Raw genomic sequence first — 25,387 nt, forward strand, 5'->3', positions numbered from 1 at the left:
ACGCCGGGTTATCAACTGTGGATTCGCCGAGGCAGACTGGAGCCCGATGACAGCGACCCTGCCCACCGCCGCGCCCGCGACCGAACGGGTGCGCCCGCGCGCCTTCGTGCCTGCCTTGGAAGGCATGCGCGGAATGGCCGCGCTCGGCGTGCTGCTGACCCACGTCGCCTTCCAGACCGGCGCCGCGGGCACACCGGTCGTCGGCCGGGTGTGGGGTCGGTTCGACATGGCGGTGGCGGTGTTCTTCGCCCTGTCCGGGTTCCTGCTCTGGCGTCCGCACGCCGCGGCCGCGCGCGGGCTGGACACCGCCCCGCCGGTCGGCTACTACCTGAGACATCGTGCCGCTCGCATCCTGCCCGCCTACTGGGTCGTGGTGTGCGCGGTTCTGGTGCTGCTGCCCAGCGCCGCCGGGACGGCGGGTCTGCGGGTGTGGGTTTCGAACCTGGCACTGTTGCAGGTATTCGTGCCGCTGACGCTCACCGACGGCCTCACCCAGATGTGGAGCCTCTCGGTGGAGGTCGCCTTCTATCTCGTGCTGCCCGTGCTGGCGTTCGCGCTGGTGCGCCTGCGCGGCCCCGCGGCACGGCGGCGGGTGCCGGTGCTGCTCGCGCTCGCTCTGCTCAGCCTGAGCTGGAACTTCATTCCGGTGCCGACGCCCGACGCGATCCACGCGGACAACTGGCTGCCCGGTTATCTGCCCTGGTTCGCCGCGGGCATGATCCTCGCCGAGCTCGCCGAACATAGCGTCCGGCTATCACGGTGGTGGAAAGTCGGGGCGAATCAGCCACTGATGTGGACCGTCGCGGCGTGCGCCTTCCTGCTCGCGGCGACCGATCTGGCCGGTCCCGCCGGGCTGAACCGGGCCGAACCCTGGCAGTACGTGGTGAAGATGGGGCTCGGCGCGATCATCGGGTTCGCGCTGCTCGCGCCGCTGGTGCTGCGCGACCCGGCGGCGCGCGCGAACCGCTGGCTGGAGTCGCCGGTGGCCGCGACGCTCGGCCGCTGGTCCTACGGCATCTTCATCTGGCACCTCGCGGTGCTGTCGATCGTGTTCCCGGTCTTCGGCATCCTGCCCTTCCAGGGGGACTTCGGTTACGTCCTGGCCCTCACGATCGCCGTCACCCTTCCGGTCGCCGCGGCCAGTTACGCGCTCATCGAGGAACCGGTGCGGCGCTGGGCCCGCCGCCGAGATCGGGTGCGGCGCAACCCCGAACCCGAGCCCGCGCCCTGACTCGACCGTCCGCGCGCGGGTCAGCCGTCGAGTTGCCGGTGCATGTCCAGCAGGTGGTGGCGCAGCTCGTGCAGGGTGTGCACGGCGAGCCAGCGCAGGGAACGATCCGCGGGTTCGGGGTAGGGGAAGCCCAGGGTCCGCTCCCAGTCGTCGTCGCCGAGTCGCTCCAGCACGTTCGCGAACAGCAGGGCGGCGTCGCGGATCTGGCGAGCGACGTCCGCGGGGTTCTGCTCGACGTAACCGTCGTGCTCGACGCGCTCGTCCCGGCCCATCGCGGTAGCGGGCGGGTTGTCCGAACGGCGCGCGGCCAGCACGCGCTCGCGTTGGGCGAGCAGTACGTCCCGCACGTGGCAGGCGTACTCCAGCGGTGACCACACGTCCGGCTTGCCCCGCCGGCGTAACTTGCCGCTGTCGGCGCCGAGCAGATCGGCGTATTCCACTGCGTGCTCCCGCGCCAGCGACGGCACATCGGCCGCCGAAGCCAAGTCGTAGACGAAACCGCATTCGGCACAGGTGTTCACGCCGGGTCACGTTAGCAACGAGTGCGCTTGCGGCGCACGGCGAATGCGCGCCTCGTCGAGCGGAACGCCTCGCGTGCGCGCTGACAGGGGCGGTCGGTTGTCGATCGGTGTGGACCGTCAGTCCCCGACCGTCGGGGGACGCGGCTCCTCCGACCCGCTCGCACCAGCCCGATCGGCGTGCTTCGGCCGAGGCAGCGCCGCGATGCCCACCGCGATGATCGCGAGCAGCGCGGGCAGCTGCACCAGCACGGAGCCGCCCATATAACCGTCCGGCGAGCGCCACGGGCCCGTGGACAGCGCGGCGGCGGAGAGCATGGTGCCCGCGCCCGCCACGACGACGAGCGAACGCGGGGTGACGTACCGCGTGAAACGGGTTGCGGCCAAGGCGATCACCGTGGCGGCAGCTCCCACCGGACCAGCGATCACGGTAGCCGCACCGGTGAGCCCGATCGCGCCCATCCAGCGTCGGCCCCAGGTACCGCTAGCATCGGCGTTCGCATCCGGACGCTCGGCGGGCACCTCCGATTCCGCTCTGCCCGCCTCGGTCCGGGTGGGGCCCGGCCGCGCGCGGCGGGGGAAGGCCAGGACCGCGAGCGGCAGGAGCAGCAGCAGGCCGCCGAAGATGCCGAGGCGATACCACCGGTCGTCCGGGAAAGCGATCGTCACCGGGCCGGTGGCCTCGGCGGGCAGCAGCCAGGCTTGCTGCCAGCCGTCCACCACCACCGGTTCGAGCACATGCCCGTCCGCGCTGGTCGCCCGCCATCCGACGTTGGTGCTCAGCGGCAGCACGAGCAGTCGCCTGCCCGCGTCCACCGCGGCGGGTTCCGTCCCGCTTCGGTGCAAGCGCAGCCGATCCACGAAGAACAGGTCGGTCGGCCCGACCGCCACGTCGGCCCGGCCCCGCGGCAGCGCGAACTCGCTCGGTGTCCCGGCCTCCGGCTCGCCCGAATCGCCGGTGCACACCCGGGCGGGAACGGGTGCGCCGGAGCGCAATTCGCCGACGGTGGCGGTGACCGACGTGCGCAGCGTCCGACCGCCCGCATCGATCGTCGGCCCCAGCGCGCACGGCACGGTGATCTCACGGTCCAGTGCGGCGGCCGGAGGGTAGTCCGGTCCCAGCACCGTCACCTCCGCCAGTCCGGGCGGCTGGGTCTGCACGAACCCGAGCGCGGTCCGGTCCAGCACCGGCCGCCAGGTTCGCATGCTGAGTTCGACGCGGTCGGTCACGGTGGGATGCAGGGAGATTCGGATGGGTGCGCCCGAGCCGTCGTCCTCGAGTTCACGCACCTGCGGACCGTCCCCGAGATTCACCGTCACCGAGGTGGGCGTCGCGGGCAAGCCGCCGAGCGAGGGGGTCAGCTCGAGGCCGGTCACCAGCGTGGGCTCGGGCAGTTCGAGGGTGAGCGTCGGCCTGCCGCCGGTCGGCTCGCGCACCGAGGCCTCGGGCGCGGTCCAGCTCGTGCGCGGATCGCCGTCGGTCGCGGCGAACCCGGCCCCGCGCAAGTCGCCGACGTCGGCCTTGCCCCGGGCCACCGGCCGGGCTCGGTCGGTGAGCAGCGCCTCCAGGGCCGGACCCTGCCTGGTGCGGACGGTCAGTTCCGGGGCGACCGACATCGGTTCCGGGACGGTCAGCGTGCGCTGGAACGTGCCGGGTTCCTCCGGGGCCAAAGCGAGACCTTTGCTGCAACGCACCCGGTCGGGCGCATCGAAACACGCGCTGCGGCCGGGAAATTCCTGACCGAGATCCCAGCCGCGCAGTTGCGCGCCCGCTGGAGCGGACGGAACCACGGTCCGATGCCTGATGTCGACGCGGACCGGCGCGTTACGCACCGAGTAGTCGTCCAGCGCGAGTTCGCTGATGCCGAATTGCCCACCACCCGAGCCGCCTTCGGTGCGGATGGCGGTGATCGTCAGCCACTCCGTGCGGCCGGCGGGAAGCGAAACCGAGACCGGCGCACCGGGTTCGGGCACCCGGACCGAGACGGTGCCGTTCGCGGTGCGCACCTCGATCCACTTGACCGGGTCGCCGATGGCGGCCGAACTGGTGGTCAGTTTCAGCTGCCCGGTTTGGATCGGATGGTCGAGATCGAGTCGCAGCCACTGCCCCAGCGCGCGTTCGATGCCGTTGCTGATCCACGCGGTGGCCGGATCACCGTCGACGACGGCCGCGGTAGAGCTTCCCGGCGCCGCGCCGCCGAGCTGCGTGGCGTCCGCGGCCGAACTGGACGCGGTGATGGTGGCGCCGGACCATTCGCCGCGCACCAGTTCCGTGCCGGGCACTGGATAGTCGGGCACCAGGTTGTGCGTGCGGCGCGCGTCGTCGGGGGCGCGCAACGCCGAGTTGTGGTTGTCCACCCGGCCGAAATCGGCCTCGCGATCCATCGGCGTGTCGGTGACCGTCACCGGGCCGATCGGCAACCCGGCGCCGGTCGCGTCGGCGGCGAGCAAGCCGGGCGTCCGGGCGGCGGCAGGGTCGCGGCGCATCCGCTCGAACACTTCGGGTCCGCCCTGGACCACCGGAACATCGCCCAGCGGGACGGTATACGCGCCGGGGAACGCATCCGGCGCACCGGTACCGCCGCGCACCTCGGCGGGCGTGCCCAGCGCCGGTGCGTCGACCCGGTAGATCTCGACCGCCGGATACGGCGGGCGCAGGTCGCCATCGGCCACCAAGCCGTCGGCGAGCACCACCGATTCGATCGGGTTGCCGAACTCGGCCACCTTGCGCAGACCGGGCGACTCGTCGAGCGCCTGGTGGGCCAGCATCGGCCGGGTCGAGCGGGAGGTCTCCGGGTCGAGATCGTTGCGCAGGACGACGACGCCGATGCCCTGAGCGCTCAGGGTCGCGGCCAGGCCCGCCGAGGGCCTGCCGTCGGCGATGAGCCGCTGCACCGAATCCATCGCGCGGATGGTGCCGGGCGGGTTCAGCGGCACCGCGTCACGGATCGCCCACGGCGTTCGGGCCAGCGCTTGCAGCGGTTCGTCGCGCGTGAGTCCCCAGATCTGGCTGCCGAAGGGGGCGCCGGGCACCACCAGGGCGCGGGTGTCGGAGGCATTGTCGGCGAGCCAGTCCGCGGTCTGCTGCCAATAGGCGGGGACCCGGTCGTAGGCGCCGCGCGGCGCGAGCTTGCCGGTCCAGGCCAGTGAGCTGGACAGGGCGAGCGCGGTGAGGATCAGCGCTGCCACCGCGACCGCGCGGTCCCGCTCCGGGTGCGCGAACGCGCCGCGCCAAACCCGGAAAGGAACGGAGGCGGGCAGCGGAACCCGGGCGAGCAACTGCGCCAACCCCAGCACGAGCGGGATGCGGATCAGCGGCTCCAGCTTGTGCACGTTGCGCAGCGGAGCGCCCCCGGAGTCGAGGAAGACGCGTACCGACTCGGCGAACGGGCCGCTCAGCTCACCGACGAATCCGGCGCAGATGCCGACCAGCCCGACACACAGGATCAGGACGAGCCTGCCCCGGTACGGCATGGATCGCAGGGCCAGGCCGGCCATGCCCGCCGCCGCGACCAGCCCGGTCGCGAGCACCGCCGCAGGTTGCGTCACCAATACCGCGCCCGCGATACGTTCCGGCGAGACGAACGGGGTCCAGCTGTCGGTGCCGCGCAGCACCTCGCCCAGCGAGGCCCACTGCGTCGTCACGCCCGAGGACTCGATGTAATCCAGGAACGGCGGACTCACCTTGCCCAGCAGCAGCAGCGGGACCGCCCACCAGAACGTGGCCAGCACCAGCAGCGGAATCCACGCCGCGGTGAAACGCCACCAACGGCGATCCGGCCGATGGGAGCCGCGTCGCGCGGGGGCGAGCGCAGGCGAGGCAGCCGCCCACCACAGCAGCGCGGGCAGGAAGGCGGCCACTGTCGCGACCGCGTTGACCGAGCCCATCAGGGCGAGCGCCAGCGCACTGCCCGCGGGCGACTCCGCTCCGCCACGCCGCCGGGCGCGCCCGGCGACGCCGAGGGCGGCGGGTGCGAGCAGCACCCACGGCGCCAGCATCATCGGCAGCGTCTCCGAGGAGATCGACCCGACGGTGGTCAGGACCCGAGGCGACAGCGCGAACGCGAGCGCGGCGACGACCCGCGACCCGCGCGTCCCGATGCCGAGCGCCTCGCACAGGCGCACGATCCCCCAGAAGCCGGCGAGCAGCAGCAGCGCCCACCAGACCCGCTGCGTCACCCAGGCGGGCACGCCCAGCAGATGGCCGAGCGAGAAGAACGCGCCGTGTGGGAAGAAGTATCCGTAGGCCTGGTTCTGCACCTGGCCCATCGGCGCCTGGCTACTCCACAGATGTGCGGCGCGCGCGAGAAAGCCGAGCGGATTCTGCGCCAGGTCGTATTTCGTGTCGGCGACCGTGAGCCCCGGCGCCTGCACGAAGGTCAGCAGGAACGCCGCGAGGACGGTCGCGGCGAACCAACGTCTGCCCAGCGGCGCGGTGCTGTGCTGCCCCGGCGCCGCGGAAGATCCGAACGAATTCGCGGTTGAAGCGGAGGTCAGCGGGTCAGCGGCTGCCGTACTCAACGTTGTTCAGCAGCGAGGAGTCCTTGTCGCCGCTGCGGTCGATTTCCGGGCGCGAGTTCTGCTGCACCGCGAGGGTGATGAGGAAGACACTGAGCACGCCCAGCACGGCGCCCGCGACAGCACTCGCAACACCCGGGACAGCAAACTTCATCGCGGCACTCCAATACGTCGATGCAGGCACGTTCCCGGTCAACCTAGCAGGACGTCCGGTATTTGTATGCGTTCAGGCCGGGGAATCTCCGGTGAGCACGCGTCGGCCTGCCCGGTAGACCGCGCGCCGGACCACTCCGAAGCGGGTGCGTCAGTGGCTGGGGAGAGCGCAGTGCAGCGCGCCGAGCAGGGTGCGCAGTTTGGCGGTGGTCTCGTCGAGTTCCGCCTGCGGGTCGGAGGCCGCGACGATGCCGCCGCCCGCGTACGCCCGCACGGTACGACCGTCGGCCGAGAGTTCCGCGCAGCGAATGGCGACCACCCAGGCGCCGTCGCCGTTCGCGGCGCACCAGCCGACGGCGCCTCCGTAGAAACCGCGGTCGTCCTCGATGTGTGTGATGGTGTCCAGTGCCAGATCGGTGGGAGTGCCGCAGACCGCGGGCGTGGGGTGCAGCAGCAACGCCAGGTCCAGCGCGGTGATCGTGGTGTCGCGCAGGCGCCCGGTGATCGGCGTCGCCAGATGCCACACCTCGGGGGTGCTGACCAGTTCCGGGCTCTCCGGAATCGACAGGTCGGCGCAGAGCGGGCCGAGCCGCTCCCTGATCCAGTCGATCACGAACGCGTGCTCGTCGCGATTCTTGGCGCTGGCCAGCAGTTCTCGGGCCTGCGCGGCATCGGCGCCTTGATTGAGCAGCCGTGGCGCGGTGCCGGCCAGCGGGCGCAAGGTCACCAGGTCGCCTTGCCGGGCGATCAGCACTTCGGGCGTCGCGCCCACCAGCGTGGCGCCGGGGCGTCCGGCGGGAGTGAGATCGACCGCGAAGACGTTCGCGTGCGGGTGCCTGGTCAGCAGGTGCCCCGCGACGACCTCCGGGTCGAGCGCGGACTGTGCCTCGGCCAGCACCGAACGCGCCGCGACCACCTTGCGCAACGGTTGCGCGGGATCGTTGAGCTGCTCGACCAATTTGGTCACCCGGGCCACATGCTCCGCCCGGCTCGGTATCTCGGTCACCACGCGTACCGCGGGCAGGTCGGGCAGTGCGGCGGGCCGCCATGGACCCGCGGTGTGCACGGCGCGCTCCGGCACGCTCAGCGCCGCGGGCTTGCGTGGATCGAAGGGCAGCGCACCGACCACCAGCGGCGCCCGGCCGTCCCGCAGCGCGATCCGCGCTCGTTGCGCGTCGTCGAAGAAGACCCGGCTCCCATGACCCCGAACAACCCCGTCGGCCCGAGCAAGCAGGAACCCATCCATGACCCCAACGTAGCCCCGTCGCCGCGCCCCATCGCGGTGGAGCGATCCAGATCTCACGCCGGGCGGGGGTCAGGAATTCTTGCCGGGCGGGACGAGCAGGACCGGGCGGTGGCAATGCCTGAGGACGGCGTCGGCGACGCTGCTGTGCAGCAGCGCGCGGATCCCGGTGGCGCCACGGGTGCCCGCGACGATGATGTCGACGTCCAGTTCGTCGGCGCAATCGACGATGGCGTTCCAGATGGTGGTGGTGCATTCCGCGGTGCGCGCCTCGGCGTTCAGGCCCGCCATTTCGGCCAGCCGCACACCCTCGGCATTGGTGGCGCGCGCGTCGACGTAGGCGATGTCCTCGATCTCGTCGTCCGGCACCCATTCCGGTTGCATGACACCCGACAGCCCGGACAGGCGAGCGGCTTGACGCACCATGGGCTCCCAGGCGGTCAGCACGACGGCGCGGTTCGCGCTGAGGAATCGCCCGGCGTATTCGACGGCCCGCTTGGCGTTCTCGGAGCCGTCGTAGGCGATGAGCATCAGATCGCAGGGCACGATGACCTCCTGAGGGAGACATACGGCGACACCTCCGAGATTACCCCGCGCAGGCCCGGGCGAACCGGCTTGTCAAGCGGTGTGACCTGCGTAAACGTCGACCCGAGTTGCCCATCGCGCGGATGGCCGTGCCGGGTCGGCGCCGCGGGGCGAGCCGCTGCGTCCGACCCGATCGCGCCGCTGGGATTACCGGCCGTCGGGCCGCGGTCCGCTGTGTCCGACTCGACTGCGCGCTGGAAACCATCGGCCGGGCGAGACTGGGCCGCCGCGTCGGACTCGGTTGTGCCGCTGGAGACCACCGGGCGAGCGCGCCGCGTCGGCGGGTACGACAAGCGACCGTGATCCACGCGAAGTGTCCCGGGCGGCTGGCTCGCATGCGACGGCGGGTGTGGCGGGCGCCGACCGCCGAAATCACGATGCGGACAAGGTGGTGATCCATCGGTCCGGTATGGCCGAGTGCGTGACAACGATTCGGTACCGGTGCGTGAGTTACCCGTCCGGTAGGGACGTAGCGACTGCGGTCGCGCACGTCACCACGAGTACGGTTGACCTCTATGCGGAAGACGCCTCTGCTCGTCCTCACCGTTCTCGCCGCCGTCGCGACCGCTTGCTCGAACGGCGGCTCCACCGAGTCGGCGTCATCGAGCACCACCACGCCCGAAGCGACCACCGCGGCGATTCCCGTCACCAGCGCGGCGCCGCCGGACTGCAACGCCGGGTATCTCGCACAGTTCACCACCCGCGCGAAACTCGCGCAGTTGCTGACGGTCGGCGTCACCGGCGCCGACGACGCCACGACCGTGGTGCGCGACGAGCAGGTCGGCGGCATCTTCGTGGGCGGATGGACCGACCAGGCGCTGCTCTCCTCCGGCCGGATCGCCCAGGTGAAGCAGGCCGCCAAGGTGCCCCTGATGGTGACCATCGACGAGGAAGGCGGCCGAGTCTCGCGGGTGCGCGACCTGATCGGCGCGGCTCCGTCGGCGCGGGAAACGGCGCAGACCATGACCCCCGAGCAGTTCTACGACGCGACGGTGACCAGAGGCCGTGCGCTGAAGGATCTCGGCGTGACGGTGGACTTCGCCCCCGACGTCGACGTCAGTTCCCAGCCGGACGACTCGGTCATCGGCGACCGCTCCTTCTCCGACGACCCGAACGTCGTCACCCGCTACGCTGACGCCTACATCCGCGCGATGCGCGAGGTCGGCGTCGGCACCGTGATGAAGCACTTCCCCGGCCACGGCTCCGGATCCGGCGACTCGCACACCGGCGCGGTGCGCACCCCGCCGCTGGACCAGATGCAGCAGGTGGACCTGATGCCGTTCCGCAACCTGATCGGCTCGGGCGCGGCCGTGATGGTCGGTCACCTGGACGTGCCCGGTCTGACCACACCGGATGTCCCGGCCAGTATCAGCCCGGAGGCGATGCGGTTGCTGCGCGACGGCAGCGGCTACGGCGCCGCGCCGTTCCAGGGCCCGATCTTCACCGACGACCTCGGCGGCATGGCGGCGATCACCAGCCGGATGTCGATCGAAGACGCCGTGGAAGCCGCGCTGGTCGCCGGTGCGGACAGCGCCCTGTGGATCACCACCGACGCCGTGCCGCAGGTGCTCGACCGGCTGGAGCAGGCGGTGTCGAGCGGACGGCTGCCGATGGCGCAGGTGGACGCGTCGGTGTTGCGTGTGGCCGCGTTCAAGGGTGCGTTGCCGCGCTGCTGAGGCGCGCCGCACGGCCGAGTCGGGCGACCGGTGAGCAAATCGGACCGCCGGAACTTACCTTGGAGTAATATATGAGATTCACCTGTGGTAGGAGTGTGGATGGCGGGCGGTACGAAGCGGCTTCCGCGGGCGGTACGCGAGCAGCAGATGCTCGACGCCGCCGTGGAGGTCTTCTCGCGTAAAGGCTTCCACGACACGTCGATGGACGCGATCGCCGCCGAGGCGAAGATCTCCAAACCGATGCTGTATCTGTACTACGGCTCCAAGGACGAACTGTTCCGTGCCTGCATCCAGCGAGAAGGGTTGCGCTTCATCGAATCCGTCGCGCCCGCGGGCAACCCGCTGCTCACCCCGCACGAGCAGGTGCGCACCGCGCTGGAGGGCTTCCTCGGCTTCGTCGACCGCAACCGGCGCTCCTGGCAGGTGCTCTACCGGCAGGCCATCGGCCAGCAGGCGTTCGCCTCGGAGATCGAGAACGCGCGCGAACGCGTCATCGAGCTGACCGCCAAACTGCTGGAATCCAGCGCCAAGCACGCCGAGCCCGGGACGAACTTCGACGTCGTCGCGGTCGCCGTGATCGGCGCGGGCGAGGCCATCGCCGACCGGTTGGCCAGCGGCCGGATCGAGGTCGCCGAGGCCGTCGACCTACTCGACGATCTGGCCTGGCGCGGTCTGGCCGGCCGGAAGAAAACCGAGTAGCCCGCCTTTTGCCCGTTTCGGTTGCTTCGGCGCCGCCCTCCTGCCACAGTGCGTGAGTTCGCAAAACAGCGGGCCGGCTCACGCGATCGAGCCGGGGAGAAACGGGGCGGAAGTGTTCGGGTTGCTCAGGCCGTGTGCGCACGGCGCTCAGAAGTATGGAATCGATGCGGCCGAGTGGCAGGCGCATCTGTGCGGTTTGTGTCTCGGGCTGCGGGACGGGCACGGTCAGCTCGCTCGCGCCACCACCAACAAAGACGCGCTGGTGCTGAGCATGCTCACCGAGGCGCAGTCCGGTTCCGCGGCACGCACCACCGCGGCGCCGTGTCCGCTGCGCGGGATGCGCCGGGCGTCGGTGGTCACCGCCGACTCGCCCGGCGTCCAGCTCGCCACCACCGCGTCACTGCTGCTGGCATCGGCCAAGATTCGCGATCACGTGGACGACGGTGACGTCTCCGCGATCGCCCGCGGGCCGCTGGCGAAAGCCGCGACGCGATGGAACCGGGAGGCGCGCGCGAGTGCGGCGCGGATCGGCCTGGACGTCGAGCCGCTCGTCGCCGCGCTCGCCGCTCAGGTGCGCTTGGAGCAGGAAGCGAAAGAGCTGGTCACCGCAGGTGGTTCGGGCGCGGGATCGGTGCCGGAATCGCTTGCCGCTTCGCCACACTGGCGCTCGGCGATGGCGCCGTCGGCCGATCCGCTGGATCGCTTGACCGCGCCGACCCAGCTGTGCGCGTCGGCGTTCTTCGCGCATACCGCCGTGCTGGCCGATCGCTCGGACAATATCGACGCGTTGCGCGAGGCGGGCTGGCAGTTCGGGCGGATCGCGCATCTGGCCGACGCCGTCGCCGACTACGACGACGACGCCACCCATGACCGCTTCAACCCCCTCGCGGCCACCGGCACCACCGTGCCCGAGGCTTACGAACTGCTCCGGCAATCGAATTCGAGTCTGCGCGCCGCCGTGGCGGCGGCCGAGCTCAGCCGGGTGCCCACCGTCCGCTGGATGCTGCTCGACCCGCTGACCGCGGTGCTGCGCCGGCTCGGCGGCGGGCTCGGCGCACTCGCCGCCCACACGTGCTCGGTCTCGCCCGACGCCGAGGTCCGCGCCCACGCCCGCAGAACCGGCCACCGTCCGCCGACTCGTCGCCCGGGTATCGGCGAATCCCTCACGCTCGTCCTGGGCGGCTACTGCACCGGCTACGCGTGCTGCGCCGACCACACGCAACCGTGCACCGGTGAACGCAAGGACGCGTGGATCAAGAACTGCGATTGCGGCGATTGCGGCGAGTGTGACTGCGGCTGCTGCGATTGCGGCGATTGCAACTGCTGCGACTGCGGATGCGACTGCTGATCGGTGCCCGACGGACGCGCGGCAGCAGGCCGGCCGATGTCACCGGAAAGCGCGAAGCCGCATCCCGATTCACGCGAATCGGAATGCGGCTCCGGTTGTTCAGCGCAGGGTCGCCGTCAGATGCGGGTAACCCTTCTTCGGATGGCGCAGCGCCAGGTCCCAACCGCCTTCGGCCTGATCGGCATACAGGTTGACGGTGGAGGGCAGCAGAATCGGCTTACCGAACTTGACCGAGTACGTGGTCTGCTCCGGAATGCGGCCCTCGACCGCGCCGAGCACGGTCGCCGCCGACCACATGCCATGAGCGATCGACCGGGGGAAGCCGAACGCCTTCGCGCCCAACGCCGAGGTGTGGATCGGGTTGTGGTCTCCGGACGCGGCCGCGTACCGGGTGATCGTCTTCTGATCCACCCGCAGCGTGCGCAGCGGAGGCGGCGGAACCTCGTCCGGCTTGGGCTCCTGCTTCGGCCCGCCCGACAACGAGGTGCGCTGCTGGTGCAGGAACGTGGTGACCTGGTGCCACACCAGCTCGCGACCCACCTTCACATCGCTGATCGCGTCCACGAGCAGGCCCTTCGGGTGCTCGCGCAGGTTCTCGATGTGTGTGCGGATGTCCAGCGGCTCGCTCACCGAGATGTCCCGGGTCCGCTCGATGACGTTCTGCGCGTGCACCGCGCCCACCGCGACGAACGGGAAGTCCCGCGCCACCACCAGCTGCATGGCCAGCGGGAAGGTGAGGATGAACGGATAGGTCAGCGGCAGCGCGTCGCCGAACCGCAAACCGGTCGCGCGGCAGTAGGCGGCCAGGTGATCGGGGTCCACCCGCAGCCCGTCGAGCTGAACCGCCCGGTCCGGCAGCGCCGGCTTGCGCGCCGACAGCAGCGGCACCGCACCGAACGCCGCCTTGACGAACAGGCGGCTGTTCTTCGGCGGTTCGGTGAGGGTGATCACCTGGGTCTTCTCCTTGCCTGCCGGAGCCTGGGTCATCATGCTCCGATCAGGCTCTGCCCGCAGACCCGGACGATGTTGCCGGTCACCGCGTTCGACGCCGGGCTCGCGAAGTAGGCGATGGTCTCGGCGACGTCGACGGTCTGGCCGCCCTGCAGCAGCGAACTCATCAGTCGTCCCGCTTCCCGGGTGGCCAACGGGATGGCGGCGGTCATCGCGGTCTCGATGAAACCGGGCGCGACGGCGTTGATGGTGATGTTCTTCTCCGCCAGCTTCGGCGCCTCGGCGTTCACCATGCCGATGACACCCGCCTTGGAGGCGCCGTAGTTGGTCTGGCCGCGGTTGCCCGCGATGCCCGCGATCGAGGACACGTCGATCACGCGGCCGCCCTCCTTCAGCGCGCCCCTGGCCACCAGGCCCTCGGTGATCCGGTGCGGCGCGGCGAGATTCACGTTGATGACCGAGTTCCAGCGGCCCTCGTCCATGTTCGCCAGCAGCTTGTCCCTGGTGATGCCCGCGTTGTGCACGATGATGTCGATGCCGCCGAACCGCTCGGTGGCGAATTCGGCCAGCTTCTCCGCCGCGTCGGGCGCGGTCACGTCGAGCGCGAGCGCGGTGCCGCCCACCTTGTTCGCGGTCTGCGACAGCGCCTCGCCCGCGGCCGGGATGTCGGCCACGATCACCTGGGCCCCATCGCGGGCGAACACCTCGGCGATGGTCGCGCCGATGCCGCGCGCCGCACCGGTCACCACGGCGACCTTGCCCGCCAGCGGACGGCCCCAATCGGCGGGTGCGCTCGCGTCGTCCTTGCCGACCCGGATGACCTGGCCGTCGACGAACGCGGACTTCGCCGAGAGCAGGAAGCGCAGGGTCGATTCCAGGCCGGTCGCCGCGGCGGACGCCTCGGGGTGCAGGTAGACCAGCTGAGCGGTCGAGCCGCGCAGCAATTCCTTGGCCACCGAGCGGGTGAAGCCCTCCAGCGCGCGCTGCGCGATCTGCTCGTCCACGCCGCCCGCCAGTTCGGGCGTGGTGCCGATGACCACGATGCGCCCGGACGCGGTGAGGCTGCGCAGGGCGGGCTGGAAGAACTCGAACAGCTGGGAGAGGTCCTCGATGGAGCCGATGCCGGTGGCGTCGAACACCAGGGCGCCGTACTTGGTGCCCTGGCTCGGCGCGTCGGCGAAGTCGTAGTCCGACAGCAGGGCGCGCACCGGTTCGGCGACCCGGCCCTTACCGCCGATCAGCACCGGGCCCGACAGCGGCGGCTCACCCTTGACGTAGCGGCGCAGTGTCTCCGGCTTCGGAAGGCCGAGCTTGCTGGCCAGGAACGCGCCAGGTGCGGAGTGTACGAACGATCCATAGAGGTTGGGAGCACCCTTGCTCTTGCTGGCTGCCACTATTCCTACCTTTTCTGAGTTCTGTCTCTCGGGTCTGGGGTCGCCCCGGCATGGTCGGCTGGCGCACTTTTGCGGGGGTACGTATCGACATTAAACTTACTCCAGAGTAAGTTTAATGTAAACAACCGCGACGGGGCGCCGAGCAGTGCGGAATGTCCGCGCTCGACCGGGCCGCCGGGACATCCATCCACGAGACCTTGGAGACTCGAGTGACAAGCAAAGCCCGTTCGGCGAAGAGCACCGCCAAGACCGGTAAGACCACCCGTCCGGTCGCGATCGTGGGTGGCAACCGGATTCCGTTCGCTCGCTCCGACAAGGCGTACGCCCGCGCCTCCAACCAGGACATGTTCACCGCCGCGCTGGACGGGCTGGTCAGCCGTTTCGGCCTGCAGGGCGAGCGGCTCGGCATGGTCGTCGGCGGCGCCGTGCTGAAGCGGGTCGGCGAGCACGGCCTGATCCGGGAGAGCGTGCTCGGCAGCAAGCTGAGCCCGTACACCCCGGCGCACGACCTGCAACTGGCCTGCGGCACCGGACTGCAGGCGATCGTCACCGTCGGTGACGCGATCGCCGCGGGACGGATCGAAGCCGGTGTCGGCGGCGGCACCGACACCACCTCCGACGCTCCGATCGGGGTGAGCGAGGGCATGCGCGAGTGGATGCTCGACGCCAACCGCGCCAAGACCGGCAAAGACCGCCTCAAGCTGGTCGGCCAGCTGCGCCCGAGCATGCTCGGCATCGAGATCCCGCGCAACGCCGAGCCGCGCACCGGCTTGTCCATGGGTGAGCACGCCGCCATCACCGCCAAGGAGTTCGGTGTCCCGCGCGAGGCGCAGGACGAGCTGGCATACCTGTCGCACAAGAACATGGCGGCCGCCTACGACCGCGGTTTCTTCGACGATCTGATCACGCCGTTCCTCGGCCTCACCCGGGACGACAACCTGCGCCCGAACTCCTCGATCGAGAAGCTGGCGACGCTGAAGCCGGTCTTCGGGGTCAAGGCGGGCGACGCGACCATGACCGCGGGCAACTCCACCCCGCTGACCGACGGCGCCTCCGCGGTGCTGCTGTCCAGCGAGGAGTGGGCCGCCGAGCACAAGCTGCCCGTGCTGGCTCACCTGGTCGACAGCGAGGTCGCCGCGGTCGACTACATCCACGGCCCCGACGGCCTGCTGATGGCGCCGACCTACGCGGTGCCGCGCCTGCTCGCGCGTAACGGCCTGACCCTGCAGGACTTCGACTACTACGAGATCCACGAGGCGTTCGCCTCGGTGGTGCTGGCCACCCTGGCCGCGTGGGAGTCCGACGCCTACTGCAAGGAGCGCCTCGGCCTCGACGGCGCGCTCGGGTCGATCGATCGCAGCAAGCTCAACGTCAACGGCTCCTCGCTGGCCGCGGGCCACCCCTTCGCCGCGACCGGCGGCCGTATCGTCGCCTCCACCGCGAAAATGCTGGCCGAGAAGGGCTCCGGCCGCGCGCTGATCTCCATCTGCGCCGCGGGCGGCCAGGGCGTGGTCGCCATCCTGGAGCGCTGACGGCGGGCATAGTCGCACACCACGAAGGTGGTCCGATCGGATTTCCGGCCGGACCACCTTCGCGTTTCGCCTACTCGCCGGGCAGTTCGAGATGCCCGCCGAAGGCTTTGCGCATCGCCGAGAGCACCTTGTCCGCGTACAGCGCTTCGCCCCGCGAGGAGAATCGCGCGAACAGGGCGGACGACAGCACGGGCACGGGTACGCCGGTGTCGATGGCGGCATCGATCGTCCAGCGGCCCTCGCCGGAATCGGACACCCGGCCGCTGTAGGAGTCCAGGTTCGGGTCCGCGTGCAGTGCGGCGGCGGTGAGATCGAGCAACCAGGACGCGACCACCGACCCGCGCCGCCACACCTCGGTGATCTCCGGTACGTCGAGGTCGTACTGGTAGTACTCGGGGTGCTCCAGCGGCGTCTCCTCCGCGGAGAACTCGCCCGTGTGCTCGGCCCCGTAGTTGGCTCGCCGCAGCACGTTCAATCCTTCGGCGTAGGCGGCCATCGCGCCGTACTCGATGCCGTTGTGCACCATCTTCACGAAGTGACCCGCCCCCACCGGCCCGCAGTGCAGGTAACCGAGTTCGGCCGTGGACGGTTCGCCGGTGCGTCCCGGCGTCCGCTCCGCCGCCCCGATGCCCGGCGCGATGGATTTCAGCAGCGGGTCCAGGTGCTTCACCGGCTCGGACTCGCCGCCGATCATCAGGCAGAAGCCGCGGGTGCGGCCGAACACCCCGCCCGAGGTGCCGATGTCCACGTAGTGGATGCCCTTGGGACGCAGCTTCGCGGCGCGCTCGAGGTCCTCGTGGTAGCGGCTGTTGCCGCCGTCGATGACGATGTCACCCGGCTCGAGCAGTTCGGCGACCTGCCCGATCACCGCCCCGGTCGCGCCGGCCGGGATCATCACCCAGACCACGCGCGGGGTCTCCAGCATGCCCACGAACTCGGTGAGATCGGTGCTGCCCCGGAAGCCGTCACCGAGCTCAGCGCGCAGTTCGTCGATGTGGGCGGAGCGCCGTTCGTATCCGACCGCGGTGTGCCCGTCCTCGACGACGCGGCGCACGATGTTCGCGCCCATCCGGCCGAGGCCGATCATTCCCAGCTGCATGCCATCCATCTCCCTTGCGTATGCGAAGTGTTGCGGCGGGATCGTCCTGTTCGATTCTCCCGCGTGGGATCGATCACGGTCGGGCTCGCGGGTGTAACGCCGCCCGCGACGGTCCGATAAACAGGTCGGCTCCGCGCAGTTGCCAGACCCCCGACCCGGCAACTGCGCGGTGCCTCTTCGTGTGGTGTACCCGGTTCTTTGCGCGGGATGTGCGCTATGTCCGTGCTGTGCTGATCGCTGTCGGCAGGACCACTATCGTGATGGGGACTCGCATCGGTGCGGGTCCACAATTCAATCGAACGGGGAGGACGGTTCGTGACGAGCCAGCCGAGCACCGGAGGACGCGGCCCACATCCTGGTGGCGAAGTCGGATGGCGCCAGCTCCTCGGGGCGGAACGGCCTCCGGAATCGGACCGGTCGGTCGCATGGAGCGGCGACGCGCAGCCCACGCAGCCCCTGCAAACTACCCCGCGCCGTCCCGCGCCCCCGGCACCCCGCCGTGCGTCCGCGCGTCGTCCCATCTCCACCCCGCCGCCGAAGCGCTTGGACAGCGCGCTCGTGCGCCGGGTGGGTATCGCGGTCGGCGCCGTATTGGCGGTCGCGGGGCTCGGCTACGTGGTCGACCTGATGCTTTCCTCGGGCGAGGTACCGCGCGGCACCGTCGTCGCGGGTGTCGACGTGGGCGGCATGGACACCTCCGCCGCCGACGCCCGCCTGCGCGCCGAACTCGACCCGAGGGCGGCCAGGGAGCTGCCGCTGCGCATCGGCGACGTGCAGACCCGCATCGTGCCGAGCGCCGCCGGACTGGCCGTGGACTGGGACGCCACCTGGTCGCGGATCGGCTCGCAGCCGCTCAACCCGTTCACCCGGCTCGCATCCGTCTTCACCACGCGTGAGGTGTCGATCGTCAGCGCGATCGACGAACCGGCGCTGGATCGTCAGCTCACCGAGTTGCGGGTGCACGACCGGGCCTCGGTCGACGGCACCATCACCTTCGACAAGGCCGTACCCGTCGCGGTGCCTCCTGTCCCGGGGCGGGTCCTCGACATCGCCGCCGCGCGTACGGAATTGGCCGACCGGTGGATCACCGGGACTACGGTGGACCTGCCCGTTGTCCCCGCGCCGTTGCAGGTGCGTCCGGAAGCGGTGGACAAAGCCCTGCGCGAGATCGCTCAGCCCGCTGTACGGACGCCCATCGTGTTCGCGGGCAAAGGTGGTGCGGCGCGGCTCGATCCCCAGCAGATCGCGTCCGTCCTTGCCTTCGGTCCGGACGGGCAGGGCGGTCTCGCCGTCTCGGTGAATCAGGACGCCGCGATCGGTCTGCTCGCGCCGCAGCTGGCCACCACCGAAGTCGAGCCGAAGGACGCGACGTTCGCGGTGTCGGGCGGCAAGCCGTCGGTCGTACCCGCCGTGGTCGGAGACAAGATCAACTGGCCGAAGACCTTCGAACAGTTCACCGCGCTGCTGACCGCACCGGGCGAGCGGACCGCGCAGGTGGTCTACGAGCGGATCGAACCGAAACTGACCACCGAGGCCGCCCAGGGCCTCGGCGTGATCGAGACCGTCGGATCGTTCACCACCAGCGGGTTCAGCGGTCCCTCCGGGGTCAATATCCGCACCGTGGCCAGGAAGGTCGACGGCGCGATCGTGAAGCCGGGAGACACGTTCTCGCTCAACGATTTCACCGGCCCGCGCGGTACCGCCGAGGGATACGTCGAATCCGGCATCATCGACCACGGCCGTCCCAGCACCGCGGTCGGCGGCGGCATCAGCCAGTTCGCCACCACGCTCTACAACGCGGCGTATTTCGCCGGTCTCGAGGACGCGGGCCACACCGAGCACAGCTACTACATCTCCCGTTACCCCGCCGCCCGCGAAGCCACCGTCTTCGACGGCGCGATCGACCTGAAATTCCGCAACAACACCCAAACCGGCATCTACATCGAGACGTTCGCGACCGACTCCGACATCACCGTCCGCCTGTGGGGGACCAAGACGGTCGACGTCGAATCCATCACGGGTGAGAAGACCAAACCGACCGAACCCACCACCGTCACCTTGCCCAAGGGCAAGGACTGCATCGCTTCCGAAGGCGCCCCCGGCTTCACCATCTCCGACACCCGCGTCATCACCGACCGCAAAACGGGCCGCGAAGTCTCCCGCAAGACCCGCACGGTGAAGTACGACCCGATCCCGGTGGTGAAGTGCGAGTGAGCGAACAGCCGCTGACCCACGATGAGCGAGTCCGTCCTCTCACGCGTTGAACAGGACGGATTCCCGCTTCCTCACAACGGCGTTCGCATCAGCAGAACGTTGTACTGGGTGTGCTGGGTGACCAGGAAGTAGAGATCGCGGCCGGTCTGGTAAGGGAAGATCATGGGTGCGTAGGCGGTGGGAAGGGAACGGGCGTCGATGAGGACGCGGGGTTCGCTCCACGGCCCTTCGGGAGCGGGCGCGGTGCGCAGGACGACGCTGTTGGCCGGGTCGGTGGTCAGCATGACGTACTGACCCAGGTATTCGTTCCACATCACCGACAGTTCGGCGACGCCACCGACGATCGGGGCCGCGGTCTTGGCGTCGGTGGGCTTCCACTCCTTGCCGTCCCAGTATTCGTAGGCATCGATATTCGCGATATCGGATTCCTTCGCGCGGGAGACGAATCCGGGATTGTTTCGTCCCGCGGGCGTGCCGTAGCGGTAGACGTAGCCGCCCGCTTTCAGGAAGGCGTTCTGCTGGAAGTTCTCGTGGCCGTCGACGTTGGCGCGGCGCGTGTGGGTGAGCTGCGTCCAGGTGCTGCCGCCGTCACCGGAGGAGGCCAGGGTGGAGAAGTTGGTGTGCCACTTCCCGTGATCACCCCATTCGCGCACCGACATCATGCTCATGTACTGCACTCCGCCCACCGAGATGCCCGCCGTGGGGATGAGGCTGATCTCGATGCCGGGAATCTTGGGGCTGGGCAACGGGTTCGGGACCACATCGTCGAAGACGATGCCCGCGGCCGGGTCGTGTGTGGAGCTGCGGAACAGCACGTTGCTGGTCCAGGCCCAGATGCTGCCCGCGAGGAGGTTGGGTACGCCGATGCCGGCGCTGTCGCCGAAGGCGGTGATCATCCGGCCGTTGCCGTCGTCCCACATGATGCCGAGGTCGGTGCCGAGCACGTTGACGCTCTGCGTGCGATTCGGGCTGTCCATGCCGGTCACCTGGAACACCGCTTCGGTCGGTCCGGGCAGCTCGGGCAGGCCGTGAATGCCGTTGAGCGCCGGGATGGGGATGACGTTGTTCGGGTCGGCTCCGGCGGGCGCGGCCACGGCCAGCGCGAGGATCGCGGCGAGGGCGCCGGTTCGGGCGAGGGTGGACAGCGATCGGGTCATGCTGGCTCATTCTGCCCGCCGGCCGCCATGCTGTCGCCTACATCGACGCGTGTGCTCCGCGCGTTCGGCCGATCGTCACCAGCCGGTAGAGCCACCACGGCCGTTCCGGGAGTTCGGGGCTGTAGACCCGCATGCTCATCGAGCGGATCCGGCGCGTGGCGAGGTCACGCACCTGCAAGCTGCGGCGGGGAATGTCCGCGGCGCGCACTTCGGTGGTCCACATGCGGTCCCAATCGGGGGAGCGGCGGCAGCGTTCGGCGATCTGCTCCACGCGCTCGCGCGGGGCGAGCGGGGAAAGGATGCGGAAGGCGTCGACGAGCAGGTGCGCCTCCACGGCCCACTCCACCATCACTCGCCGAGCCGCCGCGTCGAGGAACATCCACTCCAGTACGTTTCCCCGGGCGACCGCCCCCGGGAAGGCGCGTTCGTAGGCGGAGTTGGCCTCCACCAGATCCTGCGTGGGCATCCGCTGGTAACAGGCCGGGTCGGGGAGGCTGTGCAGGTCGGCGAGGTCGTCCGGAGTCGGCGCGTCGGGACCGGGGCCGTAGGCGGCCGTGAAAAAGCTCGGCAGGGTCAGCACGACGATGTGCTTGCGGTACCAGATCGGCACCTCGAGCGCGTCGAACAGCTGCTGGAGCAAGGCGTGATCCGGTGCCACCGCACCTGTTTCGACCTGCTCCAGCACCGCTTCGGTAAGGCCCGCGCGCTGGGCGAGATGGGCGGGCGGGAGCCCCGCGGCGAGGCGTCGCTCGCGCAGATATGCGCCGATGCCAGTTGCGTTGCGCGTCACCTCGGGCACCTCTGCCGACAATTCTCGTGTCGAACCGTGTGAAGCGGGAGGTTCCTGCTGCCTCCCGGGAGCACGCAATCTACCGGAGAGGATCGGCGTCGAGCGGTGATCGAACGTCACGAAACGACAAATCTAGACGACAACGGCCCGGAGATGATCTCCGGGCCGTTGTGCCGTGTCGCAAAGCGTCAGAACGCGGCTTCGTCCAGCTCCATGATGTCGTTGTCCAGGTTCGACAGCACCGCGCGGGTGGCGGTGAGTTCCGGCAGGACGTTGCGGGCGAAGAACTGCGCGACCGCGATCTTGCCGTTGTAGAACGCCTCGTCGGCGCCGGTCGCGCCGTTGTCGAGGGCCGCGATGGCGACCTCGGCCTGGCGCAGCAGCTGCCAGCCGATCAGCAGGTCGCCGACGGAGAGCAGGAAGCGCACCGAACCGAGCCCGACCTTGTACAGCTCGCTCGGCTGCTCCTGGGCGCCCATCAGGTGGCCGGTGAGCGTGGCGGCCATGGCCTGCACGTCCTCCAGCGCGGTGGCCAGCAGCTTGCGCTCGCCCTTCAGGCGGCCGTTGCCGGCCTCGGCGTCGATGAACTTCTGCACCTGACCGGCCACGTGGGCCAGTGCGACGCCACGGTCGCGAGCGATCTTGCGGAAGAAGAAGTCCTGCGCCTGGATGGCGGTGGTGCCTTCGTAGAGCGAGTCGATCTTCGCGTCGCGGATGTACTGCTCGATCGGGTAGTCCTGCAGGAAGCCGGAACCGCCGAGGGTCTGCAGCGACTCGGTCAGGTACTGGTAGGCCCGCTCCGAGCCGACCCCCTTGACGATCGGCAGCAGCAGGTCGTTGACCCGCGCGGCCAGATCCGCGTCGGCGCCGGAGACCAGCTGGGCCACATCGGCGTTCTGGTGGGCGGCGGTGTAGAGGTACACCGCGCGCAGGCCCTCGGCGTACGCCTTCTGGGTGGCCAGCGAACGACGGACGTCCGGGTGGTGGGTGATGGACACGCGGGGCGCGGCCTTGTCGGTCATCTTGGTCAGGTCGGCGCCCTGGACCCGCTCCTTGGCGTAGTCCCGCGCGTTCAGGTAACCGGTCGACAAGGTCGCGATGGCCTTGGTGCCCACCATCATCCGAGCGTGCTCGATGACCTCGAACATCTGCGCGATGCCGTTGTGCACCTCGCCGACCAGCCAGCCCTTCGCCGGGATGCCGTGGCCGCCGAAGGTGACCTCACAGGTGGCCGAGACCTTCAGGCCCATCTTGTGCTCGACATTGGTGACGAAGACACCGTTGCGCTCGCCCAGTTCGCCGGTCTCGTGGTCGAAGTGGAACTTCGGTACGAAGAACAGCGACAGGCCCTTGGTGCCCGGTCCGGCGCCCTCGGGGCGGGCCAGCACCAGGTGCATGATGTTCGGGAACAGGTCATCGGAGTCGGCGGAGGTGATGAATCGCTTGACGCCCTCGATGTGCCAGGTGCCGTCTTCCTGCTTGATCGCCTTGGTCCGGCCCGCGCCGACGTCGGAACCGGCGTCGGGCTCGGTCAGCACCATGGTGGCGCCCCAGCCCTGCTCGGCGGCGATCTTCGCCCAGCCCTTCTGCTCTTCGGTGGCGTTGTTGTAGAAGATGTTCGCGAAGCCGGGGCCCGCGGCGTACATGAAGGCGGCGGGCTGCGCGCCCAGGATCAGCTCGGCGACGGCCCAGTAGGCCGCGCGCGGGATCGGCAGGCCGCCCAGCTCCTCGGCGATGCCCAGCCGGTCCCAGCCGCCGTCCTGCAGGGTGCGGTAGCTCTTCTTGAAGGACTCGGGCAGTGCGACGGTGTGGGTCGCGGGATCGAAGACCGGCGGGTTGCGGTCGGCGTCGGCGAACGATTCACCGAGCGGACCCTCGGCCAGGCGACGCACCTCGTTCAGCATCTCCTTCACGGTGTCCGCGTCGAGATCGCCGTAGGCGCCGCTGTCCAGGATCGACCCGAGGCCGAGGACCTCGAAGAGGTTGAACTCCAGGTCGCGGACGTTGCTCTTGTAGTGACCCATTGTCAGTACTCACTCTCCGTTGAGTTGGTGCGGTCGGTATGGTTGCCGTTCCCGCCCGTTGTTCGCTCCACCGGGGTAGTCGTGCCGGTTTTCCGCATGCTACTCGCGGGTAACTTAGGTGCCATATTACCGGCCGGTAATGAATGCGCAAAGAGCTGAGCAGGCAATGTGACGAGTTTTACAGTGTTTGATCGCCGCGCCTTCGGCGCGGCGTGTTCGCGGCCCCTTCATGGCTCGCGTCCGAGCGACCGCCGCTTGCTCCTTCGTCGCCTACGCGTCGGCCACTCGGACGCGAGCCGGGCCGCGAACGGCGCATGCTCGGTCTCGCTTCGCTCGAAACCGGGAGTTGAGGTGCGCCGGGCGCGTGCGGATCAGCTCTCGGGACTCGGTGCGCGTGACATGGTGGGTCGAGTCGAGGGGGTGCACCGCCTCGTTACCGCGGGCGGCGGACATCTCATCGGCCACGCGAGGTGGGCGAGGATCCGGATCCGGCCGCGGGATCTGTGGTCCGTTTGAGGGCGGGCCGCGCTCGGTTGTGGCCTTGCCGCGAAAGGGTCATGCATGGGTGTGCTCGAAGCTGGAATGGGTTACTCGGAGCGTGAACGCGGGCTGGCCGGACTTGGTGTACCCGGTCTCCGGGGCTCATGGCTCGCCGAGCGCTGGCACCGCTGAGCAGGGCCTTCCGCGTGCGGGCGATGCCGAGCCGGCCGGTGGTTCGTAATTCTGCACTGATGGTGCCTCCGCGACTGATGGTGCTGTCGCTGCGAGCTGTCGCGAATGCACTGTGCGGTTTCGGTGCGCGGGAGGACACGTGCCGGGTCTGGTCGTGTCTGGTGGCACACGGGAGGGCTCTCGGGTTCCGGCCGGAGGGCACGACAGTGCGCAGGACGGTCCGGCGGTCGGGACGGGCGCGGGGAGTGACGCCACAGCCTCCCTGGTGTCGAGGAACCGGCGGGGCAGAATGAGCACGATGCTGATCGAGACGAGTGCCGGGCCGGCCGAGGTCGAGCTCGAACAGCCGCGCAGGCCCGCGTTCCTGCTGCTGCTCACGCATGGCGCGGGCGGTGGGGTGGAGGCGAAGGACTTGCTCGCGGTGCGGGATGCCGCGCTGCGGCTGGGGGGTGGGGTCGCGCGGGTGGTGCAGCCGTATCGGGTCGCTGGGCGGCGTGCGCCGGGGTCGGCGGTCAAGCAGGACGAGGCTTGGCTCGAGGTCGTCGCTCGGTTGCGTGGTCGCAAACGCATTCCGCTGATCCAAGGTGGGCGGAGCAACGGGGCGCGGGTCGCCTGTAGAACGGCGGTCGCGGCGCGGGCCCGCGGCGTGCTCGCGTTGTCGTTCCCGCTGCATCCGCCGGGCAAACCGGAGAACTCGCGCCGGGACGAGCTGCTCGCGCCGGGTGACATCGAAGTGGTGGTCGTCAACGGCGCCAACGATCCGTTCGGGATACCCGATCCCGCCGACGCCGCCGAAGTCCGCGTCATCCCGGGCCAGCCGCACGCCTTCCGCGCGGGCTTCGACCTGATCGCCGAGACCGTGACCCCCTGGCTGGAGCGCTGGTCCTGAACCCCTAGTCGGCCGGCCGGGTGGCGATGACCAGGGCGTCGATGGCGTCGCCGGTCTCGGTCGGCCGGTAGACGCGGTCGGCGATGCGCACCCGAATTCGCCCGGCCGCCGCCATGGGACCGAGGTCGGCGACGACGTCGTCGGGCGTGAAGAGGATGGAAGGGTCCTGCGGACCACCGCAGCCGTCGGTGATGTTGGTGGTGTCGTGGCCGAGCACGAGCAGGGTGCCTTCCGGAGCCAGCAGGCCGGCCGCCTTGCGGACCAGCGCGCCGCGCTGCTCGGCGGGCAAGTGCAGGAAGACCATCAAGACCAGCTCGAACGGGCCGGTGATCTCCGCCTCGTCCAGGTCGGTGACGTCGGCGCACTGCCAGCTGATGCGGTGGCGCACCGAACGGGACAGGCGCGAGGCCACGGTGCGGCCTTTGTCGATGCCCACCTGGGAATAGTCGACGGCATGCACCTGCCAGCCGTGCGTGGCGAGCCAGAGGGCGTTGCGGCCCTCACCGCACGCCAGATCGAGGGCACGGGGGAGCTCCGGCGCCTCCCCCTCGGGTGTGGCGGCCTGGAGTGGCGCACGGCGTTCCAACCCGTAGACGTGTTCCACCACGGTGTTGTTCGGCGGTGCGCCCCAGACCAATTCCGTTTGCGCATAGCGCTCATCCCAGTCGGCCGCATCCATATTCCGAGTCTATTG

General features: G+C 69.9%; 19 protein-coding genes. 7 read left to right on the plus strand and 12 right to left on the minus strand.

Features of this window, described 5'->3' with window-relative positions; genetic code table 11:
- The first annotated feature begins 46 nt into the window (after positions 1-46).
- Positions 47-1,231, plus strand: coding sequence for an acyltransferase family protein (locus ACZ6DL_RS09685; RefSeq protein ID WP_466050134.1), 1,185 nt, complete (start codon positions 47-49; stop codon positions 1,229-1,231).
- A 20-nt stretch (positions 1,232-1,251) separates the two neighbouring features.
- Here ACZ6DL_RS09685 and ACZ6DL_RS09690 read toward each other — a convergent pair whose 3' ends face one another.
- From ACZ6DL_RS09690 to ACZ6DL_RS09710, 5 genes are all read right to left on the minus strand, one after another.
- Positions 1,252-1,752, minus strand: a complete 501-nt coding sequence (locus ACZ6DL_RS09690; protein ID WP_466050135.1) for a DinB family protein — start codon at positions 1,750-1,752, stop codon at positions 1,252-1,254.
- 117 nt (positions 1,753-1,869) lie between these two features.
- Positions 1,870-6,270, minus strand: coding sequence for an alpha-(1->3)-arabinofuranosyltransferase domain-containing protein (locus ACZ6DL_RS09695; protein WP_466050136.1), 4,401 nt, complete (start codon positions 6,268-6,270; stop codon positions 1,870-1,872).
- Positions 6,251-6,421 (minus strand): DUF2613 domain-containing protein, encoded by a 171-nt coding sequence (locus tag ACZ6DL_RS09700; RefSeq protein ID WP_083864100.1) that lies wholly within the window; start codon positions 6,419-6,421, stop codon positions 6,251-6,253. Before ACZ6DL_RS09700 ends, ACZ6DL_RS09695 begins: the two co-directional genes overlap by 20 nt.
- A gap of 150 nt (positions 6,422-6,571) precedes the next feature.
- The gene (locus tag ACZ6DL_RS09705; RefSeq protein WP_466050137.1) at positions 6,572-7,666 is read right to left on the minus strand and encodes an isochorismate synthase; all 1,095 of its coding nucleotides are present in this window, start codon (positions 7,664-7,666) and stop codon (positions 6,572-6,574) included.
- Between the two features lie 69 nt (positions 7,667-7,735).
- Complete coding sequence (locus tag ACZ6DL_RS09710) at positions 7,736-8,209, minus strand: universal stress protein (RefSeq protein WP_063825382.1); 474 nt, start codon at positions 8,207-8,209, stop codon at positions 7,736-7,738.
- A gap of 554 nt (positions 8,210-8,763) precedes the next feature.
- Here ACZ6DL_RS09710 and ACZ6DL_RS09715 point away from each other — a divergent pair.
- The 3 genes from ACZ6DL_RS09715 (at position 8,764) to ACZ6DL_RS09725 (ending at position 11,971) form a co-directional block, all read left to right on the plus strand.
- Positions 8,764-9,924: a glycoside hydrolase family 3 N-terminal domain-containing protein gene (locus ACZ6DL_RS09715; RefSeq protein WP_466050138.1), complete on the plus strand. Its 1,161-nt coding sequence runs from the start codon at positions 8,764-8,766 to the stop codon at positions 9,922-9,924.
- Between the two features lie 99 nt (positions 9,925-10,023).
- Positions 10,024-10,623, plus strand: a complete 600-nt coding sequence (locus tag ACZ6DL_RS09720; RefSeq protein ID WP_040870930.1) for a TetR/AcrR family transcriptional regulator — start codon at positions 10,024-10,026, stop codon at positions 10,621-10,623.
- 112 nt (positions 10,624-10,735) lie between these two features.
- Positions 10,736-11,971, plus strand: coding sequence for a DUF5685 family protein (locus ACZ6DL_RS09725; RefSeq protein WP_466050139.1), 1,236 nt, complete (start codon positions 10,736-10,738; stop codon positions 11,969-11,971).
- A 99-nt stretch (positions 11,972-12,070) separates the two neighbouring features.
- Here the strand turns inward: ACZ6DL_RS09725 and ACZ6DL_RS09730 are convergent, their stop codons facing one another.
- Together ACZ6DL_RS09730 and ACZ6DL_RS09735 are read right to left on the minus strand one after the other, a co-directional pair.
- The gene (locus ACZ6DL_RS09730; RefSeq protein ID WP_466050140.1) at positions 12,071-12,958 is read right to left on the minus strand and encodes a MaoC family dehydratase; all 888 of its coding nucleotides are present in this window, start codon (positions 12,956-12,958) and stop codon (positions 12,071-12,073) included.
- On the minus strand, positions 12,958-14,316 hold the full coding sequence (locus tag ACZ6DL_RS09735; protein ID WP_466050141.1) for a 3-oxoacyl-ACP reductase: 1,359 nt from the start codon (positions 14,314-14,316) through the stop codon (positions 12,958-12,960). The genes ACZ6DL_RS09730 and ACZ6DL_RS09735 overlap by 1 nt, the downstream gene beginning before the upstream one ends.
- A gap of 209 nt (positions 14,317-14,525) precedes the next feature.
- On the opposite strand from ACZ6DL_RS09735, the gene ACZ6DL_RS09740 reads away from it, so the two are divergent.
- Positions 14,526-15,848 (plus strand): acetyl-CoA C-acetyltransferase, encoded by a 1,323-nt coding sequence (locus ACZ6DL_RS09740; protein ID WP_040870928.1) that lies wholly within the window; start codon positions 14,526-14,528, stop codon positions 15,846-15,848.
- 70 nt (positions 15,849-15,918) lie between these two features.
- On the opposite strand, the gene gnd is transcribed toward ACZ6DL_RS09740, so the two are convergent.
- Positions 15,919-16,947 (minus strand): phosphogluconate dehydrogenase (NAD(+)-dependent, decarboxylating), encoded by a 1,029-nt coding sequence (gnd, locus tag ACZ6DL_RS09745; protein ID WP_466050142.1) that lies wholly within the window; start codon positions 16,945-16,947, stop codon positions 15,919-15,921.
- 543 nt (positions 16,948-17,490) lie between these two features.
- Between gnd and ACZ6DL_RS09750 the strand changes: the two genes are divergently transcribed.
- Positions 17,491-19,161: a VanW family protein gene (locus ACZ6DL_RS09750; RefSeq protein WP_466050143.1), complete on the plus strand. Its 1,671-nt coding sequence runs from the start codon at positions 17,491-17,493 to the stop codon at positions 19,159-19,161.
- A gap of 71 nt (positions 19,162-19,232) precedes the next feature.
- On the opposite strand, the gene ACZ6DL_RS09755 is transcribed toward ACZ6DL_RS09750, so the two are convergent.
- The 3 genes from ACZ6DL_RS09755 to ACZ6DL_RS09765 form a co-directional block, all read right to left on the minus strand.
- Positions 19,233-20,318: a DUF4185 domain-containing protein gene (locus ACZ6DL_RS09755; RefSeq protein ID WP_466050144.1), complete on the minus strand. Its 1,086-nt coding sequence runs from the start codon at positions 20,316-20,318 to the stop codon at positions 19,233-19,235.
- A 37-nt stretch (positions 20,319-20,355) separates the two neighbouring features.
- Positions 20,356-21,108: a helix-turn-helix domain-containing protein gene (locus ACZ6DL_RS09760; RefSeq protein WP_466050145.1), complete on the minus strand. Its 753-nt coding sequence runs from the start codon at positions 21,106-21,108 to the stop codon at positions 20,356-20,358.
- Positions 21,109-21,296: 188 nt separating this feature from the next.
- Entirely contained in the window at positions 21,297-23,132 is a 1,836-nt protein-coding gene (locus tag ACZ6DL_RS09765) for an acyl-CoA dehydrogenase (protein WP_466050146.1), read from the minus strand.
- A gap of 961 nt (positions 23,133-24,093) precedes the next feature.
- On the opposite strand from ACZ6DL_RS09765, the gene ACZ6DL_RS09770 reads away from it, so the two are divergent.
- On the plus strand, positions 24,094-24,693 hold the full coding sequence (locus tag ACZ6DL_RS09770) for an alpha/beta hydrolase family protein (RefSeq protein WP_444543624.1): 600 nt from the start codon (positions 24,094-24,096) through the stop codon (positions 24,691-24,693).
- A gap of 4 nt (positions 24,694-24,697) precedes the next feature.
- On the opposite strand, the gene ACZ6DL_RS09775 is transcribed toward ACZ6DL_RS09770, so the two are convergent.
- On the minus strand, positions 24,698-25,372 hold the full coding sequence (locus tag ACZ6DL_RS09775; protein WP_466050147.1) for a class I SAM-dependent methyltransferase: 675 nt from the start codon (positions 25,370-25,372) through the stop codon (positions 24,698-24,700).
- Positions 25,373-25,387: the final 15 nt, after the last annotated feature.

Source organism: Nocardia sp. NPDC041819, from assembly GCF_055590505.1.

Coding starts and splice junctions, on each gene's coding strand:
- ACZ6DL_RS09770 (WP_444543624.1), top strand. CDS start 24,094: ATGAGCACGATGCTGATCGAGACGAGTGCCGGGCCGGCCGAGGTCGAG.
- ACZ6DL_RS09730 (WP_466050140.1), bottom strand. CDS start 12,958: ATGACCCAGGCTCCGGCAGGCAAGGAGAAGACCCAGGTGATCACCCTC.
- ACZ6DL_RS09720 (WP_040870930.1), top strand. CDS start 10,024: ATGGCGGGCGGTACGAAGCGGCTTCCGCGGGCGGTACGCGAGCAGCAG.
- ACZ6DL_RS09705 (WP_466050137.1), bottom strand. CDS start 7,666: ATGGATGGGTTCCTGCTTGCTCGGGCCGACGGGGTTGTTCGGGGTCAT.
- gnd (WP_466050142.1), bottom strand. CDS start 16,947: ATGCAGCTGGGAATGATCGGCCTCGGCCGGATGGGCGCGAACATCGTG.
- ACZ6DL_RS09775 (WP_466050147.1), bottom strand. CDS start 25,372: ATGGATGCGGCCGACTGGGATGAGCGCTATGCGCAAACGGAATTGGTC.
- ACZ6DL_RS09715 (WP_466050138.1), top strand. CDS start 8,764: ATGCGGAAGACGCCTCTGCTCGTCCTCACCGTTCTCGCCGCCGTCGCG.
- ACZ6DL_RS09685 (WP_466050134.1), top strand. CDS start 47: ATGACAGCGACCCTGCCCACCGCCGCGCCCGCGACCGAACGGGTGCGC.
- ACZ6DL_RS09765 (WP_466050146.1), bottom strand. CDS start 23,132: ATGGGTCACTACAAGAGCAACGTCCGCGACCTGGAGTTCAACCTCTTC.
- ACZ6DL_RS09755 (WP_466050144.1), bottom strand. CDS start 20,318: ATGACCCGATCGCTGTCCACCCTCGCCCGAACCGGCGCCCTCGCCGCG.
- ACZ6DL_RS09700 (WP_083864100.1), bottom strand. CDS start 6,421: ATGAAGTTTGCTGTCCCGGGTGTTGCGAGTGCTGTCGCGGGCGCCGTG.